15 protein-coding genes are annotated in these 17,268 nt (G+C 69.3%); 13 read left to right on the top strand and 2 right to left on the bottom strand.

The features are described from left to right. Positions 1-74 precede the first annotated feature (74 nt). Positions 75-1,358: a geranylgeranyl reductase family protein gene (locus ABZ434_RS04280; RefSeq protein WP_359131987.1), complete on the top strand. Its 1,284-nt coding sequence runs from the start codon at positions 75-77 to the stop codon at positions 1,356-1,358. Here the strand turns inward: ABZ434_RS04280 and ABZ434_RS04285 are convergent. Both ABZ434_RS04285 and ABZ434_RS04290 read right to left on the bottom strand, forming a co-directional pair. Then, a complete protein-coding gene (locus ABZ434_RS04285; RefSeq protein WP_359131989.1) occupies positions 1,324-2,583 on the bottom strand; it encodes an MFS transporter in 1,260 nt (419 codons plus the stop codon). The two genes, ABZ434_RS04280 and ABZ434_RS04285, sit on opposite strands and share 35 nt — an antisense overlap. Before the next feature lie 207 nt (positions 2,584-2,790). Next, on the bottom strand, positions 2,791-3,621 hold the full coding sequence (locus ABZ434_RS04290; protein WP_359131990.1) for a C40 family peptidase: 831 nt from the start codon (positions 3,619-3,621) through the stop codon (positions 2,791-2,793). Positions 3,622-4,417: 796 nt separating this feature from the next. On the opposite strand from ABZ434_RS04290, the gene ABZ434_RS04295 reads away from it, so the two are divergent. The 12 genes from ABZ434_RS04295 to nuoL are packed head-to-tail and all read left to right on the top strand — an operon-like array spanning position 4,418 to position 17,266. After that, positions 4,418-4,777 carry an NADH-quinone oxidoreductase subunit A gene (locus tag ABZ434_RS04295; RefSeq protein WP_136328529.1) on the top strand — a complete coding sequence of 120 codons (360 nt, stop codon included), beginning with the start codon at positions 4,418-4,420 and terminating at the stop codon, positions 4,775-4,777. A 17-nt stretch (positions 4,778-4,794) separates the two neighbouring features. Continuing rightward, entirely contained in the window at positions 4,795-5,349 is a 555-nt protein-coding gene (locus tag ABZ434_RS04300) for an NADH-quinone oxidoreductase subunit B (RefSeq protein WP_030926341.1), read from the top strand. Continuing rightward, the gene (locus ABZ434_RS04305) at positions 5,346-6,059 is read left to right on the top strand and encodes an NADH-quinone oxidoreductase subunit C (RefSeq protein ID WP_359131992.1); all 714 of its coding nucleotides are present in this window, start codon (positions 5,346-5,348) and stop codon (positions 6,057-6,059) included. Before ABZ434_RS04300 ends, ABZ434_RS04305 begins: the two co-directional genes overlap by 4 nt. Next, positions 6,059-7,381, top strand: coding sequence for an NADH-quinone oxidoreductase subunit D (locus ABZ434_RS04310; RefSeq protein WP_350991962.1), 1,323 nt, complete (start codon positions 6,059-6,061; stop codon positions 7,379-7,381). The genes ABZ434_RS04305 and ABZ434_RS04310 overlap by 1 nt, the downstream gene beginning before the upstream one ends. A 29-nt stretch (positions 7,382-7,410) precedes the next feature. Next, positions 7,411-8,226: an NADH-quinone oxidoreductase subunit NuoE gene (nuoE, locus tag ABZ434_RS04315; protein WP_359132219.1), complete on the top strand. Its 816-nt coding sequence runs from the start codon at positions 7,411-7,413 to the stop codon at positions 8,224-8,226. Then, positions 8,223-9,590 (top strand): NADH-quinone oxidoreductase subunit NuoF, encoded by a 1,368-nt coding sequence (gene nuoF / locus ABZ434_RS04320; protein ID WP_359131993.1) that lies wholly within the window; start codon positions 8,223-8,225, stop codon positions 9,588-9,590. Before nuoE ends, nuoF begins: the two co-directional genes overlap by 4 nt. Then, a complete protein-coding gene (locus ABZ434_RS04325; protein ID WP_359131994.1) occupies positions 9,587-12,094 on the top strand; it encodes an NADH-quinone oxidoreductase subunit G in 2,508 nt (835 codons plus the stop codon). The genes nuoF and ABZ434_RS04325 overlap by 4 nt, the downstream gene beginning before the upstream one ends. Beyond that, positions 12,091-13,494, top strand: coding sequence for an NADH-quinone oxidoreductase subunit NuoH (nuoH, locus tag ABZ434_RS04330; protein WP_359131996.1), 1,404 nt, complete (start codon positions 12,091-12,093; stop codon positions 13,492-13,494). Before ABZ434_RS04325 ends, nuoH begins: the two co-directional genes overlap by 4 nt. Next, complete coding sequence (nuoI, locus tag ABZ434_RS04335; protein ID WP_359131997.1) at positions 13,487-14,233, top strand: NADH-quinone oxidoreductase subunit NuoI; 747 nt, start codon at positions 13,487-13,489, stop codon at positions 14,231-14,233. Before nuoH ends, nuoI begins: the two co-directional genes overlap by 8 nt. Then, positions 14,230-15,060: an NADH-quinone oxidoreductase subunit J gene (locus ABZ434_RS04340; protein WP_359131998.1), complete on the top strand. Its 831-nt coding sequence runs from the start codon at positions 14,230-14,232 to the stop codon at positions 15,058-15,060. The genes nuoI and ABZ434_RS04340 overlap by 4 nt, the downstream gene beginning before the upstream one ends. Continuing rightward, positions 15,057-15,356 (top strand): NADH-quinone oxidoreductase subunit NuoK, encoded by a 300-nt coding sequence (nuoK, locus tag ABZ434_RS04345; RefSeq protein ID WP_018101339.1) that lies wholly within the window; start codon positions 15,057-15,059, stop codon positions 15,354-15,356. Before ABZ434_RS04340 ends, nuoK begins: the two co-directional genes overlap by 4 nt. Positions 15,357-15,370: 14 nt before the next feature. Continuing rightward, complete coding sequence (gene nuoL, locus ABZ434_RS04350; RefSeq protein WP_359131999.1) at positions 15,371-17,266, top strand: NADH-quinone oxidoreductase subunit L; 1,896 nt, start codon at positions 15,371-15,373, stop codon at positions 17,264-17,266. The last annotated feature ends 2 nt before the right edge of the window (positions 17,267-17,268 follow it).

The raw sequence follows: 17,268 nt of genomic DNA on the forward strand, positions 1-17,268 counted from the left end.
TCAGCAGGCCCCCATAGACTGCACGGGACATGTGCCGCGCGGCACGCGATTTCGAGTCTTCGGGAGATCCGACCGTGACCGAGCCCCTGTCCGAACACAGCGCGGACGTGATCGTCGTCGGGGCAGGGCCAGCCGGCTCCACCACCGCGTACTACCTCGCCAAGGCCGGACTCGACGTCCTCCTCCTGGAGAAGACGGCTTTCCCGCGCGAGAAGGTCTGCGGCGACGGCCTCACGCCGCGCGCCACCAAGCAGCTCGTCTCCATGGGCATCGACATCTCCGAAGAGGCCGGCTGGCTGCGCAACAAGGGCCTGCGCATCATCGGCGGCGGCGTCCGGCTGCAGCTGGACTGGCCGGATCTCGCCTCGTACCCGGACTACGGGCTGGTCCGCAAGCGCGACGACTTCGACGAGCAGCTGGCCCGTCAGGCACAGAAGGCCGGTGCGCGGCTGTACGAGCGCTGCAACGTCGGGGCCCCGATCAAGGACGAGCGCACGGGCCGGATCACGGGGGTGCACGCCAAGCTCGGCGAGGAGAAGACCCCGGTCACCTTCCACGCCCCCCTCGTCGTCGCCGCCGACGGCAACTCGACCCGGCTCTCCGTGGCGATGGGCCTGCACCGCCGCGAGGACCGCCCCATGGGTGTCGCGGTCCGCACGTACTTCACCTCTCCCCGGCACGACGACGACTACCTGGAGTCCTGGCTGGAGCTCTGGGACCGGCGCGGGGCCGAGGACCGGCTGCTGCCCGGCTACGGGTGGATCTTCGGCATGGGCGACGGCACCTCCAACGTCGGCCTCGGCATCCTCAACTCGTCCGCCGCGTTCAAGGAGCTGGACTGGCGTGAGGTCCTCAAGGCGTGGTGCGCCTCCATGCCGGAGGACTGGGGCTACACCCCCGAGAACATGACGATGCCGATCCGGGGCGCCGCCCTCCCGATGGCGTTCAACCGCCAGCCGCACTACACCAAGGGCCTGCTGCTCGTCGGTGACGCGGGCGGCATGGTCAACCCGTTCAACGGCGAAGGCATCGCGTACGCCATGGAGTCGGGCCAGATCGCCGCGGACGTCATCGTCCAGGCCCACGCCCGCGCGACCCCGGCCCAGCGGGAACTGGCCCTGAACAACTACCCGAAGGTGCTCAAGGAGACCTACGGCGGCTACTACACGATGGGCCGCGCCTTCGTGAAGCTGATCGGCAACCCGAAGGTCATGAAGGTCGCCACCCAGCGCGGCCTCACCCATCCGCTGCTGATGAAGTTCACCCTGAAGATGCTCGCCAACCTCACCGACCCGACGGGCGGCGATGCGATGGACCGCATCATCAACGGCCTGACGAAGGTCGCGCCCCGCGCCTGAGGGTGTCTCCGAAGAGCGGGCCGGAGGCGCGCCCGGCCCTGGTCCGTACGAAGTGGGCCGCTGCCGGGACCACCACGAGAGCGGCCGTCGCGGCTCCGAGCCACATGACCGCGCGGAGCGAGGCGTGGTCGACGACGTGACCGCCGGCCAGCGCGCCGGCGGCGATCGTCGCCTGGAACGACGCGGTGAACAGGACCGAGGCCGCCTCGGGTGCCCGGGGCGCGGCGCGGGCGAACCAGGTCTGTGAGCAGACCGGGACCGCGCCGTAACCGAGCCCCCACAGGACGAGGAGGGCGAGCGCTCCCGCTCCGGACCGCCCGAGGACGGGCAGGAGGGCCGTCGCTGCGGCGATCGTGGCGGCGGCCGCCACGAACGCGAGGTGTGGCCGGCGCGTGACCAGGGCGCCTCCGAGGAAGTTGCCGACGACGCCCGCCGCACCGTAGGCGAGCAGGAAGCCGGTGATCATTCCCGGACCTGCGTGGGTGACCTCTCGCAGGAGGGGTGTCACGTATGTGTACGTACCGAAGTGCGCCAGTACGACAAGGAACGTCATCAGCAGGGCGAACCGGGTGCCCGGGGCCCGCAGCAGGGCGCGGAGCACGGCGGGGCGGGTGACGCGTTCCGGGGGCAGGGCGGGCAGGGTCAGGAGCAGCAGGGCCAGCACGCCCGTGGACAGCAGGCCCATCGTGACGAACGCGGTGCGCCAGCCCGCCAGATCGCCGATGAGGGTGCCGGCGGGGACGCCGAGCACGGAACCGAGGGGAACGGCGGCGAAGATGACCGCGGTCGCCCGTGCGGCCCGGCGCGCGGGGACCAGCCGGCCGGCCAGGCCGGCGCCGATCGACCAGAAGCCGCCGATGGTGATGCCGACCAGGACCCGGGCGACCAGTACGACCCAGTAGGAGGTCGCGGCGGCGGTGAGGAAGTTGGCCACCGCGAGCAGCAGGACGAAGGCGCCGAGCATCAGCCGCCGGTCGGCGCGGGCCGTCGCGAGCGTCACCGCAGGGGCGGCGACGGCGGCGAGGAGGCCCGGCATCGTCATCATCAGGCCCGCCGTGCCGTCCGCGACGCCGAAGGCGGCCCCGATGGGCGTCAGCAGACCGATCGGCAGGATCTCGGTGGTGACGACGGCGAAGATGCCCAGCGTCACGGAGAGCACGGCCAGACGGCCGCGTAAGGGGGTGCGGGAGGTGACGTCGGGGCGGGCGGAGACGGTGGTGGACATGGCGGGGCCGTCCTGTGTTCGGTGGCGCGGGGGCTGTTCGCCCCAGTTCACAAGCTCCGGAGCCACCGAGTCCGGCAGGTTCGCGACCTCACCCGTGGCCGCCGGGGGTGAGGTCGCGAACCTGCCGGAACGGCGAAGGGCCGCAGCTCCCGAGCGGGGGAGCCGCGGCCCTTCGACGTGCGCCGAGGCGCTTGTGAATCCGTGAACTCAGAGGACGCGGACCGCGCCCGACGGCGGGTCGTAGTCCAGGGACTTCTGCACCACACCGGTGGAGGAGTTCTGCGCACCGACGAACTGGCCGCCGCCCACGTAGATCCCGACGTGGTACGCGCTGCCCGCGCCGCCCCAGTACAGGATGTCGCCCGGCTGGAGGTTGCTCAGGGAGACCTGGGTGCCGGCGGTCGACTGGCTCTGCGAGACGCGGGGCAGGTCGACGCCCACCGAGCGGAACGCGGCCTGGACGAGGCCGGAGCAGTCCCAGGAGTTGGGGCCGGTGCCGCCGGACACGTAGGCGTCGCCCACCTGTGCCTGCGCGAACGCGACGACGGAGGCCGCGGAGCCCGTGGCGGTGGAGGAGTACGACGTCGTCGCGGAGGTCGTGGAGGAGCCGGAGGAGCCGGTGTCCGCGCTCAGGGTCGTGCGTGCGGCGGCGCGGGAGGCGCGCTCGGCGGCCTCCGCCTTGGCCTTCGCGGCGGCTTCGGCCTTCTTCTTGGCCTCGGCCTTGCGGACCGCCTCGGCCTTGGCCTTCTTGGCGTCCTTGGCGGCGGTCGTGGCCGCTGCCTCCTCGTGGGCCTGCGTCTCCAGGTCCAGGGCGACCTGCTGCGTGGCCTCGGCGGACGCCGCGACGGTGGTGGAGAGCCCGGCCGTGATGGTGGGCATCTCGATGGTCTGGGTCACCGGCTCGGCCTGGGCCGGACCGGCAGCGCCTGCGACCGCGATGGTGCTGAGGACGCCACCGGCAACTCCGGCCCGCAGCGCCGTCTTCGAGGCGTTTCGGCGGGGCTTCCGGTGGCTGGGTATGAGAGCGGTGTGGGACATGGGTACTAGCGCTATCAGGGCCTCAGGGGTCCCATCAAGAAACGTGTGTTGCGACACAGTTACGTCCGGAATCTGTGAATCCGCTTTCTGAGGGCCTTTATTGACGCCGTAACGGGCAAACCGGGCATGGCTGATCACCGCTGTGATCACGGGTTATCAGCAATACGCCCGAATTGCCCGTCACTTACCATCCGTTCACACCGTTGGCCAAGCCCGCTTCTCCGGCGACCTCCGACGAGTGACGCAGGTCACCACATGGTCTCCACGTGACGGGCATACGAGCGCCCCGCGCGCGGAGTGCCCCGCCGGCTCGGAACGGATGGCGGCGAACCGGCGGCGGGCGGCGAGCCGTTCGCCCGATAGGGGGCGTATGCCGGAATGCGTCCACTTCGCTCCGGGCGGCCCCCCGTGAGGGTGACCCCGCCCTGATCCCAGAGTGGGGCAGATCCCTTTATCACCCGATCGCGTCCATCGCCAATTTGGCGCCGGGTGCCGTGGCTTGATAGGGCGACACCCCTTTGACCAGCGGTAACGGCCACAGATGTCACGTCTCGTGATCACTCGGCCGCTTCGTGTACGAAGATCACCGCTCATCCGACTTCATGATCGTTCGTCAGGTGGTGGAGATCACAAAGACGTTGTCGTACCCCGTGTCGCAGATCACAGGACGGCAGGCATAGGATGCGGGGCAGTCGGGCTTGTGAACTGCCTCACATGTGCACGATCTTGGTGAGGTGGCGAGCCAGGTCGCCCGATGCGGTCCAACGGTCAAGGACGACTGGAAGGAGCGAGGAGCGTGAATGCCTACGCGCCCATCCTCGTGCTCGGCGCCCTCGGGGCAGGGTTTGCGATCTTCTCCGTGGTCAGTGCCACGCTTATCGGCCCCAAGCGGTACAACCGGGCGAAGCTCGAAGCGTACGAGTGCGGTATCGAACCCACCCCGACTCCAGCCGGAGGCGGCCGTTTTCCCATCAAGTACTACCTGACGGCGATGCTCTTCATCGTCTTCGACATCGAGATCGTCTTCCTCTATCCCTGGGCGGTCACCTTCGACGCCCTAGGGATCTTCGGGCTCGTCGAGATGCTGATCTTCGTGCTCACCGTCTTCGTCGCCTACGCGTATGTATGGCGTCGCGGCGGCCTGGAATGGGACTGAGGGGCTGAGGGGCACACATGGGACTCGAAGAGAAGCTGCCCAGCGGCTTCGTGCTGACCACTGTCGAGCAGGCCGCCGGCTGGGTACGGAAGTCCTCCGTCTTCCCGGCCACCTTCGGCCTCGCCTGCTGCGCCATCGAGATGATGACGACCGGGGCCGGGCGCTACGACCTGGCCCGGTTCGGCATGGAGGTCTTCCGCGGATCGCCGCGGCAGGCGGACCTGATGATCGTGGCAGGGCGGGTCAGTCAGAAGATGGCGCCCGTCCTGCGGCAGGTCTACGACCAGATGCCGAACCCCAAGTGGGTCATCTCCATGGGCGTTTGCGCGTCATCAGGCGGAATGTTCAACAATTACGCCATTGTTCAAGGTGTTGATCATATTGTCCCGGTTGATATCTATTTGCCGGGCTGCCCGCCGCGGCCCGAGATGCTGATGGACGCGATCCTCAAGCTGCACCAGAAGATCCAGGGCTCCAAGCTCGGGGTCAACGCCGAGGAGGCCGCCCGCGAGGCGGAGGACGCGGCACTCAAGGCACTGCCCCTGATCGAGATGAAGGGGCTGCTGCGATGAGCGAGAAGGAGCCCGGCGCGGGCGGCGTGCCCACCCCGCGCGACGAGCACGGCGAGGTCATCGGCGTACGCAAGGGCATGTTCGGCGCCGACAACGGCGGCGACACCTCCGGCTACGGCGGGCTCATCCGTACCGTCGCCCTGCCGGGCGCCACCGCGCGCCCGTACGGCGGCTGGTTCGACGAGGTGGCCGACGAGCTCGAAGGGGCCCTGGAGGAACAGGGTCTGCTTCCCGGCAACGCCATCGAGAAGACGGTCGTCGACCGCGGCGAGCTCACCTTCCACATCGCGCGCGAGCACCTGCCCACCGTCGCCAGGACCCTGCGCGACGACCCGGCACTGCGCTTCGAGCTCTGTACGGGGGTGAGCGGCGTCCACTTCCCCGGTGACAAGGGGCGTGAGCTGCACGCCGTCTACCACCTGCGCTCGATCACGCACGGCCGGCTCGTCCGGCTGGAGGTGTCCGCGCCGGACGACGACCGGCACATCCCGTCCCTCGTCCCGGTCTACCCGACCAACGACTGGCACGAGCGCGAGACCTACGACTTCTTCGGGCTCGTCTTCGACGGGCACCCCGCCCTCACCCGGATCATGATGCCGGACGACTGGCAGGGCTTCCCGCAGCGCAAGGACTACCCGCTCGGCGGCATCGCCGTCGAGTACAAGGGCGCCCAGATCCCGGCTCCGGACCAGCGGAGGTCGTACTCCTGATGACCACTCCCCACGCAACGCCCAGGGCCACGACCGAGGGGACTGTATATACAGTCACCGGCGGAGACTGGGACGAGGTCGTCGAGTCGGCGGCCAAGTCCGACGACGAGCGCATCATCGTCAACATGGGCCCCCAGCACCCCTCCACGCACGGCGTGCTCCGGCTGATCCTGGAGATCGACGGCGAGACCGTCACCGAGGCCCGCTGCGGGATCGGCTACCTCCACACCGGCATCGAGAAGAACCTCGAATTCCGGAACTGGACGCAGGGCACCACCTTCGTCACGCGCATGGACTACCTGACGCCGTTCTTCAACGAGACGGCGTACTGCCTGGGGGTCGAGAAGCTCCTCGGCATCGAGGACCAGATCCCCGACCGGGCCACCGTCCTGCGCGTGCTGCTGATGGAGCTCAACCGGATCTCCTCGCACCTGGTGTGCATCGCCACCGGCGGCATGGAGCTCGGCGCCACGACGATCATGATCTACGGCTTCCGCGATCGTGAACTCGTTCTCGATCTCTTCGAGCTGATCACCGGCCTGCGGATGAACCACGCGTTCGTCCGCCCCGGCGGACTCGCCCAGGACCTGCCCCCGGGCGCGGTCGACCAGCTGCGCGAGTTCGTGAAGACCATGAAGAAGAACCTGCCGGAGTACGACAAGCTCGCCACCGGCAACCCCATCTTCAAGGCCCGCATGCAGGACGTCGGCTACCTCGACCTCACCGGTTGCATGGCGCTCGGCGCCACCGGACCGGTCCTGCGCTCCGCCGGACTCCCGCACGACCTGCGCAAGACCGATCCCTACTGCGGGTACGAGAACTACGAGTTCGACGTCCCCACCGCCGACAGCTGCGACTCCTACGGCCGCTTCCTCATCCGCCTGGAGGAGATGCGCCAGTCGCTGCGGATCGTCGAGCAGTGCATCGACCGGCTCGCGCCGGGACCGGTCATGGTCGCCGACAAGAAGATCGCCTGGCCCGCGCAGCTCGCGCTCGGACCGGACGGGCTCGGCAACTCGCTCGACCACATCAAGAAGATCATGGGCACCTCCATGGAGGCCCTGATCCACCACTTCAAGCTGGTGACCGAGGGCTTCCGGGTCCCGGCCGGCCAGGCGTACACCGCGGTCGAGTCGCCCAAGGGCGAGCTCGGCGTGCACGTCGTCTCCGACGGTGGCACGCGCCCGTACCGGGTCCACTTCCGTGACCCGTCCTTCACCAACCTCCAGGCCATGGCGGCGATGTGCGAGGGCGGCCAGGTCGCCGACGTCATCGTCGCCGTCGCATCCATCGACCCCGTGATGGGAGGCGTCGACCGGTGACCGAAGCACGTAGCGAAGTCAGTCTGGGGATGCCGCAGCTCCCCGCCCCCGCCTACCCGGCCGAGGTGCGCGCCAGGCTCGAAGCGGATGCGAAGGAGGTGATCGCCCGCTACCCCGGCAGCCGCTCCGCGCTGCTGCCCCTGCTGCACCTCGTGCAGTCGGAGGAGGGGTACGTCTCGCGTACGGGCATGGCGTTCTGCGCCGAGGTGCTCGGCCTCACCACCGCCGAGGTCACGGCGGTCGCCACCTTCTACACGATGTACCGGCGCAGGCCCAGCGGCGACTACCAGGTCGGCGTCTGCACCAACACGCTCTGCGCGGTGATGGGCGGCGACGCGATCTTCGACCGGCTCAAGGAGCACCTCGGCGTCGGCAACGACGAGACGACCGAGGACGGCAAGGTCACCCTCGAACACATCGAGTGCAACGCGGCCTGTGACTTCGCGCCCGTCGTGATGGTCAACTGGGAGTTCTTCGACAACCAGACGCCCGAGAGCGCGACGCGGCTCGTCGACGACCTGATCGCCGGCCGCACCGTCGAGCCGACCCGCGGCGCCCCGCTGTGCTCGTACAAGGAGACCGCCCGGATCCTGGCCGGCTTCCCCGACGAGCGCCCCGGCGCCGTAGCGGCGTCCGGCGGTGCCGGCCCCGCCTCGCTCATCGGCCTGAAGCTGGCCAAGGGCGAGACCACGCCGCAGCCCCGCGTGGTGGGCCCGCGCGGCGAGGCGCCGCGCGACGAACCGCAGAAGGGCGCCGAACACCTCAGCTCCCACGACGCACCGCAGCAGACCTCGGCGTCCGACCCGGACCACCCGGCCGGTCCCGCCGCCGAGGAGGGGGAGTGATGACGTTGGCCGCCGAAATCGACAAGAACGGGACCAGTCCCGAGAAGATCCTCGCGCCTGTCCTGTCCGCCTTCTGGGACGAGCCGGATTCCTGGACCCTGGAGACCTACCGCCGCCACGAGGGGTACGAAGGACTGCGCAAGGCGCTGGCCATGTCCCCGGACGACCTCATCGCGTACGTCAAGGACTCCGGTCTGCGCGGCCGCGGCGGCGCCGGATTCCCCACCGGGATGAAGTGGCAGTTCATCCCGCAGGGCGACGGAAAGCCGCACTACCTGGTGGTCAACGCCGACGAGTCGGAGCCCGGGACCTGCAAGGACATCCCGCTCCTCTTCGCCAACCCGCACAGCCTGATCGAAGGCATCGTGATCGCCTGCTACGCGATCCGCTCCTCGCACGCCTTCATCTACCTGCGCGGCGAAGTCGTCCCCGTACTGCGACGGTTGCACGAAGCCGTCCGCGAGGCGTACGAGGCGGGCTATCTCGGTACGAACATCATGGGCTCCGGACTCGATCTGGAACTCACCGTGCACGCGGGCGCCGGCGCGTACATCTGCGGTGAGGAGACCGCGCTGCTCGACTCGCTCGAAGGACGCCGCGGCCAGCCCCGGCTGCGCCCGCCCTTCCCCGCGGTCGCCGGTCTGTACGCCTGCCCCACTGTGGTGAACAACGTCGAGTCCATCGCCTCGGTTCCCGCGATCCTGAACAAGGGCAAGGACTGGTTCAAGTCCATGGGAAGCGAGAAGTCCCCGGGCTTCACGCTGTACTCGCTCAGCGGCCATGTCGCAGGGCCCGGTCAGTACGAGGCCCCGCTCGGCATCACCCTGCGCCAGCTCCTCGACATGAGCGGCGGTATGCGCCCCGGTCACCGGCTGAAGTTCTGGACCCCCGGCGGGTCCTCCACCCCCATGTTCACCGAGGAGCACCTCGACGTGCCCCTCGACTACGAGGGCGTCGGCGCCGCCGGATCCATGCTCGGCACCAAGGCACTCCAGTGCTTCGACGAGACGACCTGCGTCGTGCGCGCCGTCACCCGGTGGACCGAGTTCTACGCCCACGAGTCCTGCGGCAAGTGCACGCCGTGCCGCGAGGGCACGTACTGGCTCGTCCAGTTGCTCCGCGACATCGAGGCCGGCAAGGGACAGATGGCCGACCTCGACAAGCTGAACGACATCGCCGACAACATCAACGGCAAGTCCTTCTGCGCGCTGGGCGACGGCGCCGCCTCGCCGATCTTCTCCTCGCTGAGGTACTTCCGCGACGAGTACGAGCAGCACATCACCGGCAAGGGCTGCCCCTTCGATCCCGCCAGGTCGACCGTCTGGGCCGACGACAAGAACGCATCCCAGGGGGTGAACGCATGACAGTCACCACGAGTGCGCCCTCCGGGGGCGGCGAGGCGGCGCTCCCGCCCGAGGACCTGGTCACGCTGACCATCGACGGCATCGAGATCAGCGTGCCCAAGGGCACCCTGGTCATCCGGGCCGCCGAACTCCTCGGCATCGAGATCCCGCGCTTCTGCGACCACCCGCTCCTCGACCCGGCCGGCGCCTGCCGCCAGTGCATCGTCGAGGTCGAGGGCCAGCGCAAGCCGATGGCGTCCTGCACCATCACCTGCACCGACGGCATGGTCGTCAAGTCGCAGATCACCTCGCCGGTCGCCGACAAGGCGCAGCGCGGTGTGATGGAGCTGCTGCTCATCAACCATCCGCTGGACTGTCCCGTCTGCGACAAGGGCGGCGAGTGCCCGCTCCAGAACCAGGCGATGTCGCACGGCGACGCGACCTCCCGCTTCGACGGCAAGAAGCGGACGTACGAGAAGCCCGTCCCGATCTCCACCCAGGTGCTGCTGGACCGTGAGCGGTGTGTGCTCTGCGCGCGCTGCACCCGGTTCTCCAACCAGGTGGCGGGCGACCCGATGATCGAGCTGATCGAGCGCGGCGCGCTCCAGCAGGTCGGCACCGGTGTGGGCGACCCGTTCGAGTCGTACTTCTCCGGCAACACCATCCAGATCTGCCCGGTCGGGGCGCTGACCTCGGCGGCGTACCGCTTCCGCTCCCGCCCCTTCGACCTGGTGTCGACCCCCTCGGTGTGCGAGCACTGTGCCGGGGGCTGCGCCACCCGCACCGACCACCGGCGCGGCAAGGTCATGCGGCGCCTCGCCTCCAACGACCCGGAGGTCAACGAGGAGTGGCTCTGCGACAAGGGCCGCTTCGGCTTCCGATACGCCCAGCAGCGCGACCGGCTCACCACCCCGCTGGTCCGGAGCGAGGCGGGCGTGCTGGAGCCGGCGAGCTGGCCCGAGGCGCTGGCCGCCGCGGCTGCCGGTCTCTCCGCCGCGCGCGGCAGGACCGGTGTCCTCACGGGCGGCCGGCTGACCGTCGAGGACGCGTACGCGTACAGCAAGTTCGCCCGGATCGCCCTGGACACCAACGACATCGACTTCCGGGCCCGGGTGCACAGCGGCGAGGAGGCCGACTTCCTGGCCGCCCGCGTCGCCGGCCGCGGCCACGACCTGGACGGCTCGGGTGTCACGTACACCGCTCTGGAGAAGGCCCCGACCGTCCTGCTGGTCGGGTTCGAGTCCGAGGAGGAGGCGCCCGGCGTCTTCCTGCGGCTGCGCAAGGCGAACCGTAAGCACGGACAGCGCACCTTCGCCGTGGCCTCGCATGCGACCCGCGGTCTGACGAAGGCGGGCGGCACGCTGCTGCCGGCCGCCCCCGGTACCGAGACGGAGTGGCTGGACGCCATCGCGGGCGGTGTCGGCCTGGACGGCGACGGTGCCGTCGCGGCCGAGGCGCTGCGCGGTGCGGGCGCCCTGATCGTGGTGGGTGAGCGGCTGGCCGGTGTGCCGGGCGGGCTGACCGCCGCGGTACGGGCGGCGACCGCGACCGGGGCCACCCTGGTGTGGATCCCGCGCCGGGCCGGCGAGCGCGGCGCGGTGGAGGCGGGCGCGCTCCCGTCGCTGCTGCCCGGCGGCCGCCCGGCCACCGACCCGCGGGCCCGGGACGAGGTGGCGGCGCTCTGGGGCGTCGCCGAACTGCCGTCCCGATTCGGCCGCGACACCGGCCAGATCATCGAGGCCGCGGCCACCGGCGAACTGGGCGCGCTGCTCGTCGCCGGTGTGGAGGCCGATGACCTGCCGGATCCGGCACGGGCCCTGGAGGCCCTGGACCAGGTCGGCTTCCTGGTCTCCCTGGAGCTCCGGCCCAGCGAGGTCACCGACCGTGCCGACGTGGTGTTCCCGGTGGCCGCGGTCGCCGAGAAGTCCGGCACCTTCCTCAACTGGGAGGGCAGGGCGCGGATGTTCGAGGCCGCGCTGAAGCCCGAGCAGATGACCCGCAACCTCGCCCCGGGCGACGCCCGGGTGCTGCACATGCTGGCCGATGCCCTGGACGTCCACCTCGCGCTGCCGGACCTGAAGTCCGTACGCCGCGAGCTGGACCGGCTCGGCGGATGGCAGGGCACGCACGCGGACGACCCGCGCGCCTCCGCCCAGCCGCTGCCCCGGCCCGGCGACGGCGAGGCCATCCTGGCGGGTCACCGGATGCTCCTCGACCTGGGACGGCTCCAGGAGGGCGATACGGCGCTGGCCGGGACCCGGCACGCCGCGGTCGCCCGGCTCTCCGCGGCCACCGCGGCCGAGACCGGCGTCAAGGACGGCGATCTGCTGGACGTGTCCGGCCCGGCGGGCAGTGTCCGACTGCCGCTCCAGGTCACCGAGATGCCTGACCGGGTGGTCTGGGTGCCGCTGAACTCCGTCGGGCGAGGGGTCCCGGCCGACACCGGTGTCCAGCCCGGCGGTCCGGTCCGGATCGGCCCCGCCGCACCCGGCATTTCCGACGTCACACCGGAGGTGGGGGCGTGAGTGCCTTCGCTCAACTGGCCACGGCCCCGCACGGCGCCGTGCTCGCCGCCGAGGACCTGTCGATGTTCGGCACCGACCCGTGGTGGCTCGTCGTCATCAAGGCGGTCTTCTGCTTCGCGTTCCTGATGGTGACCGTGCTCTTCTCCATCGTCTGGGAGCGCAAGGTCGTCGCCTGGATGCAGCTGCGCATCGGCCCCAACCGGCACGGCCCCTGGGGCATGCTCCAGTCCCTCGCCGACGGCATCAAGCTGATGCTGAAAGAAGACGTCATCGTCAAGCGGGCGGACAAGGTCGTCTACGTCCTCGCTCCGATCATCGCGGCGATCCCCGCGTTCATGGCGATCGCGGTCATCCCGTTCGGACCGTCCGGCAACGAGGTCTCGATCTTCGGGCACCGTACGGCGATGCAGCTGACCGACCTGCCGATCGCGATGCTCTACATCCTCGCGGTCGCCTCGGTCGGTATCTACGGCATCGTGCTGGCGGGCTGGTCCTCCGGGTCGACGTACCCGCTGCTCGGCGGGCTCCGGTCCTGCGCGCAGATGATCTCGTACGAGATCGCGATGGGCGCCGCGTTCGCCTCGGTCTTCCTCTACTCCGGGTCGATGTCGACCTCGAAGATCGTGGAGGCGCAGGAGGACCGCTGGTTCATCATCCTGCTGCCGGTCTCCTTCATCATCTACATCGTCACGATGGTCGGTGAGACCAACCGCGCCCCGTTCGACATGCCGGAGTCCGAGGGCGACCTGGTCGGCGGCTTCAACACCGAGTACTCGTCGATCAAGTTCGCGATGTTCATGCTCGCCGAGTACGTCAACATGGTGACCGTCTCCGCGGTCTCCGTGACCCTGTTCCTGGGCGGCTGGCGGGCCCCGTGGCCGATCAGCACCTTCTGGGAGGGCGCGAACCACGGCTGGTGGCCGATGCTCTGGTTCGTCCTCAAGGTCCAGCTGCTGCTGTTCTTCTTCATCTGGCTGCGCGGCACGCTGCCCCGCGTCCGCTACGACCAGCTGATGAAGCTGGGCTGGAAGGTCCTGATCCCGGTCTCCGTCGTCTGGCTGATGATGGTCGCCACCGTGCGGGCGCTGCGCAACGAGGGCTACGACTTCTCGAAGATCCTGCTCTACGTGGCCGGTGCCGTGATCGCGGTCCTGCTGATCTCCTTCGTGGTCGACATCTTCCGCGACAAGAAGGGCCGGGAGGCCGCGGCCGACGCGGAACCGGAGCCGGCGTTCGACCCGATGGCGGGCGGATTCCCGGTGCCTCCGCTGCCCGGACAGACCCTGCCGCCCGTGCCGCGGCGCAGGCCGCACCGCGAGCGGGAGCTCGTTGTCAGTGGTGGCATGGATACTCAGAGTGACGAAAATCCGAGTGACGGAAAGGAGGCCGGCGGTGTCTGAACTGCCTGAGTCGCCGGGGTCCAAGAGGCCGGCGAAGTCCACCGGACCGACGGGGCCGACCGCGTCCTCGGGGGCCTCGGGGGCTTCCGGGTCCTCGCAGTCCTCCCGGTCTTCGCAGTCCTCGGAGTCCTCGGAGGACAAGTTCCAGAATCCCGTGGCCGGCTTCGGCGTGACCTTCAAGGCCATGTTCAAGAAGCGGCTGACCGAGCAGTATCCGGAGACGCCGAAGGTGACGGCGCCGCGCTTCCATGGCCGGCACCAGCTCAACCGCCACCCGGACGGACTGGAGAAGTGCGTCGGCTGCGAGCTGTGCGCCTGGGCCTGCCCGGCGGACGCGATCTACGTAGAAGGCGCGGACAACACCGACGAGGAGCGCTACTCCCCGGGGGAGCGCTACGGCCGCGTCTACCAGATCAACTACGCGCGCTGCATCCTCTGCGGACTGTGCATCGAGGCCTGCCCGACCCGGGCGCTGACGATGACCAACGAGTTCGAGCTCGCCAACACCACCCGCGAGAGCCTCATCTACACCAAGGACGAGCTGCTCGCGGGACTGGAGGAAGGCATGGTCGACAGCCCGCACGCGATCTTCCCGGGCACCGACGAACAGGACTACTACCGGGGCCTGGTGACCGAGGCCGCCCCCGGTACGGAGCGCCAGATCGCCGTCTCCAAGGGCGAGAAGCCGGACGACGGGGACAACGAGAGCAACGGCGCCGCGAAGGAGGTGGACGCATGAACGGCCTGGCCGCAGCGGCCTCCCAGACCTCGACCGGCGAGGCCTTCCAGTTCTGGGTGCTCGGCACGGTCGCCGTGATCGGCGCCCTGTCCACCGTACTGATGAGGAGGGCGGTGCACAGTGCCCTGAGCCTCGCCGGGACCATGATCGTCCTGGCGGTGTTCTACCTCGCCAACGGTGCCTACTTCCTCGGCATCGTCCAGGTCGTCGTCTACACCGGCGCGATCATGATGCTGTTCCTCTTCGTGGTCATGCTCGTCGGTGTCACGGCGGCGGACTCGCTGAAGGAGACCCTCAAGGGCCAGCGCTGGCTGGCCGCGGGATGCGGGCTCGGCTTCGGCGTCCTCCTGGTCGCAGGAATCGGCAACGCCTCGCTGAACAGCTTCAACGGGCTGGGCGCAGCCAACGCCGAGCACGGCGGAAACGTGGAGGGGCTCGCCAGCCTCATCTTCACCAAGTACGTCTTCGCCTTCGAGATCACGGGCGCCCTGCTGATCACCGCCACGGTCGGCGCGATGGTGCTCACGCACCGCGAGCGCACCGAACGGGCCAGAACACAGCGGGAGATGTCCGAGGACCGCGTGCGCAGCAACCACCTGCCGCCGCTGCCCGCACCCGGCGTCTACGCCCGGCACAACGCCGTGGACGTCGCCGGCCTGCTCCCGGACGGCACTCCGTCCGAACTCACCGTCATGCAGACGCTGCGCAAGCGTGGCCAGATGCGCGATGTGTCCGACGAGTCGCTGGCCGGCCTCAAGGCACTGGAGCAGCGCTCCGGTGAGCGGCTCGGCCGGGACACCGCAGAAGAAGAGGAGGTCGCCAAGTGAATCCGGTCAACTACCTCTATCTCGCCGCTCTGCTGTTCACCATCGGCGCGGCCGGGGTGCTGATCAGGCGGAACGCGATCGTGGTGTTCATGTGCGTGGAGCTGATGCTCAACGCCTGCAACCTCGCGTTCGTCACCTTCTCCCGGATGCACGGCAATCTCGACGGCCAGATCATCGCCTTCTTCACGATGGTCGTCGCCGCCGCGGAGGTCGTGGTCGGGCTCGCGATCATCGTGTCGCTGTTCCGTTCCCGCCATTCGGCCTCGGTCGACGACGCCAGCCTGATGAAGCTGTAAGGGGCGCTTGAATCGTGGAGAACCTGATCGCGCTGCTTGTAGCGGCGCCCCTGCTCGGAGCGGTGGTGCTGCTCTGCGGCGGCCGACGCCTCGACCGCGTGGGCCACTGGCTGGGCACTGCGCTCGCCGGTGCCTCCTTCGTCGTCGCCGTGGTGCTCTTCGCCGACATGCTGGGGAAGAGCACCGACGACCGCGCGCTGCACCAGAAGCTGTTCAGCTGGATTCCGGTCGAGGGCTTCCAGGCCGATGTGGCCTTCCAGCTCGACCAGCTGTCGATGACCTTCGTGCTGCTGATCACGAGTGTGGGCACGCTGATCCACATCTACTCGATCGGCTACATGGAGCACGACGAGCGCCGGCGCCGCTTCTTCGGCTATCTGAACCTGTTCGTCGCGGCGATGCTGATCCTGGTCATCGCCGACAACTACCTTTTGCTGTACGTCGGGTGGGAGGGCGTCGGTCTGGCGTCGTACCTGCTCATCGGCTTCTGGCAGCACAAGCCCAGCGCGGCGACAGCCGCCAAGAAGGCCTTCCTGGTCAACCGGGTCGGCGACATGGGCCTGTCGATCGCGATCATGCTGATGTTCACCACCTTCGGCACCTTCGCCTTCGGCCCTGTCCTCGAAGCGACCGGCGAGACGAGCGAGGGCAAGCTGACGGCTATCGGCCTGATGCTGCTCCTCGCCGCCTGCGGCAAGTCCGCCCAGGTGCCGCTGCAGTCCTGGCTCGGTGACGCGATGGAGGGCCCGACCCCGGTCTCGGCCCTGATCCACGCCGCCACCATGGTCACCGCGGGCGTCTACCTGATCGTCCGCTCCGGCGCGATCTTCAACGGCGCGCCCGACGCGCAACTGGTCGTCGTGGTCGTCGGAGCGGTCACGCTGCTCTTCGGGGCCATCGTCGGTTGCGCGAAGGACGACATCAAGAAGGCCCTCGCCGGGTCGACGATGTCGCAGATCGGCTACATGATCCTGGCCGCCGGGCTCGGCCCCATCGGCTACGTCTTCGCGATCATGCACCTCGTGACGCACGGCTTCTTCAAGGCCGGGCTCTTCCTCGGCGCCGGTTCGGTCATGCACGGCATGAACGACGAGGTCGACATGCGGAGGTACGGCGGCCTGCGGAAGTTCATGCCGGTCACCTTCGTCACCTTCGGTCTCGGCTACCTCGCGATCATCGGCTTCCCCGGCCTGTCCGGCTTCTTCTCCAAGGACAAGATCATCGAGGCGGCGTTCGCCAAGGGCGGCACCGAGGGCTGGATCCTCGGCGCGGTCACGCTGCTGGGTGCCGCGATCACCGCGTTCTACATGACGCGCGTGATGCTGATGACCTTCTTCGGCGAGAAGCGCTGGCAGCCCGACGCGGAGGGCCACGACCCGCATCCGCACGAGTCCCCGAAGTCGATGACGATCCCCATGATCATCCTGGCGTTCGGCTCGGTCCTCGCCGGTGGGTTCTTCTCCATCGGCGACCGCTTCCTGCACTGGCTGGAGCCCGTCACCGGCCACGAGCACGGGGACGCCCCGGTCAGTGCGACCACCGTCACGGCCGCCACCATGGTGGTGCTCGTCATCGGTGTCGGGATCGCCTGGGCGATGTACGGACGCAGGCCGGTGCCCGCGGTCGCCCCGCGCGGCTCGCTGCTCACCCGGGCGGCCCGCCGCGACCTCCTCCAGGACGACTTCAACCACGTGGTCCTGGTCCGCGGCGGCGAGCACCTCACCCGCTCCCTGGTCTACGTCGACCACTCCCTGGTCGACGGCGTCGTCAACGGCACGGCCGCCTCCATGGGCGGGCTCTCGGGCCGGCTGCGCAAACTGCAGAACGGCTACGCCCGCACCTACGCGGTCTCGATGTTCGGCGGTACGGCGGTTCTCATCGCCGCGACCCTGCTGATGAGGGCGGTCTGATC

It is taken from the genome of Streptomyces sp. NPDC005761 (assembly GCF_040630635.1).
GTDB lineage: Bacteria > Actinomycetota > Actinomycetes > Streptomycetales > Streptomycetaceae > Streptomyces.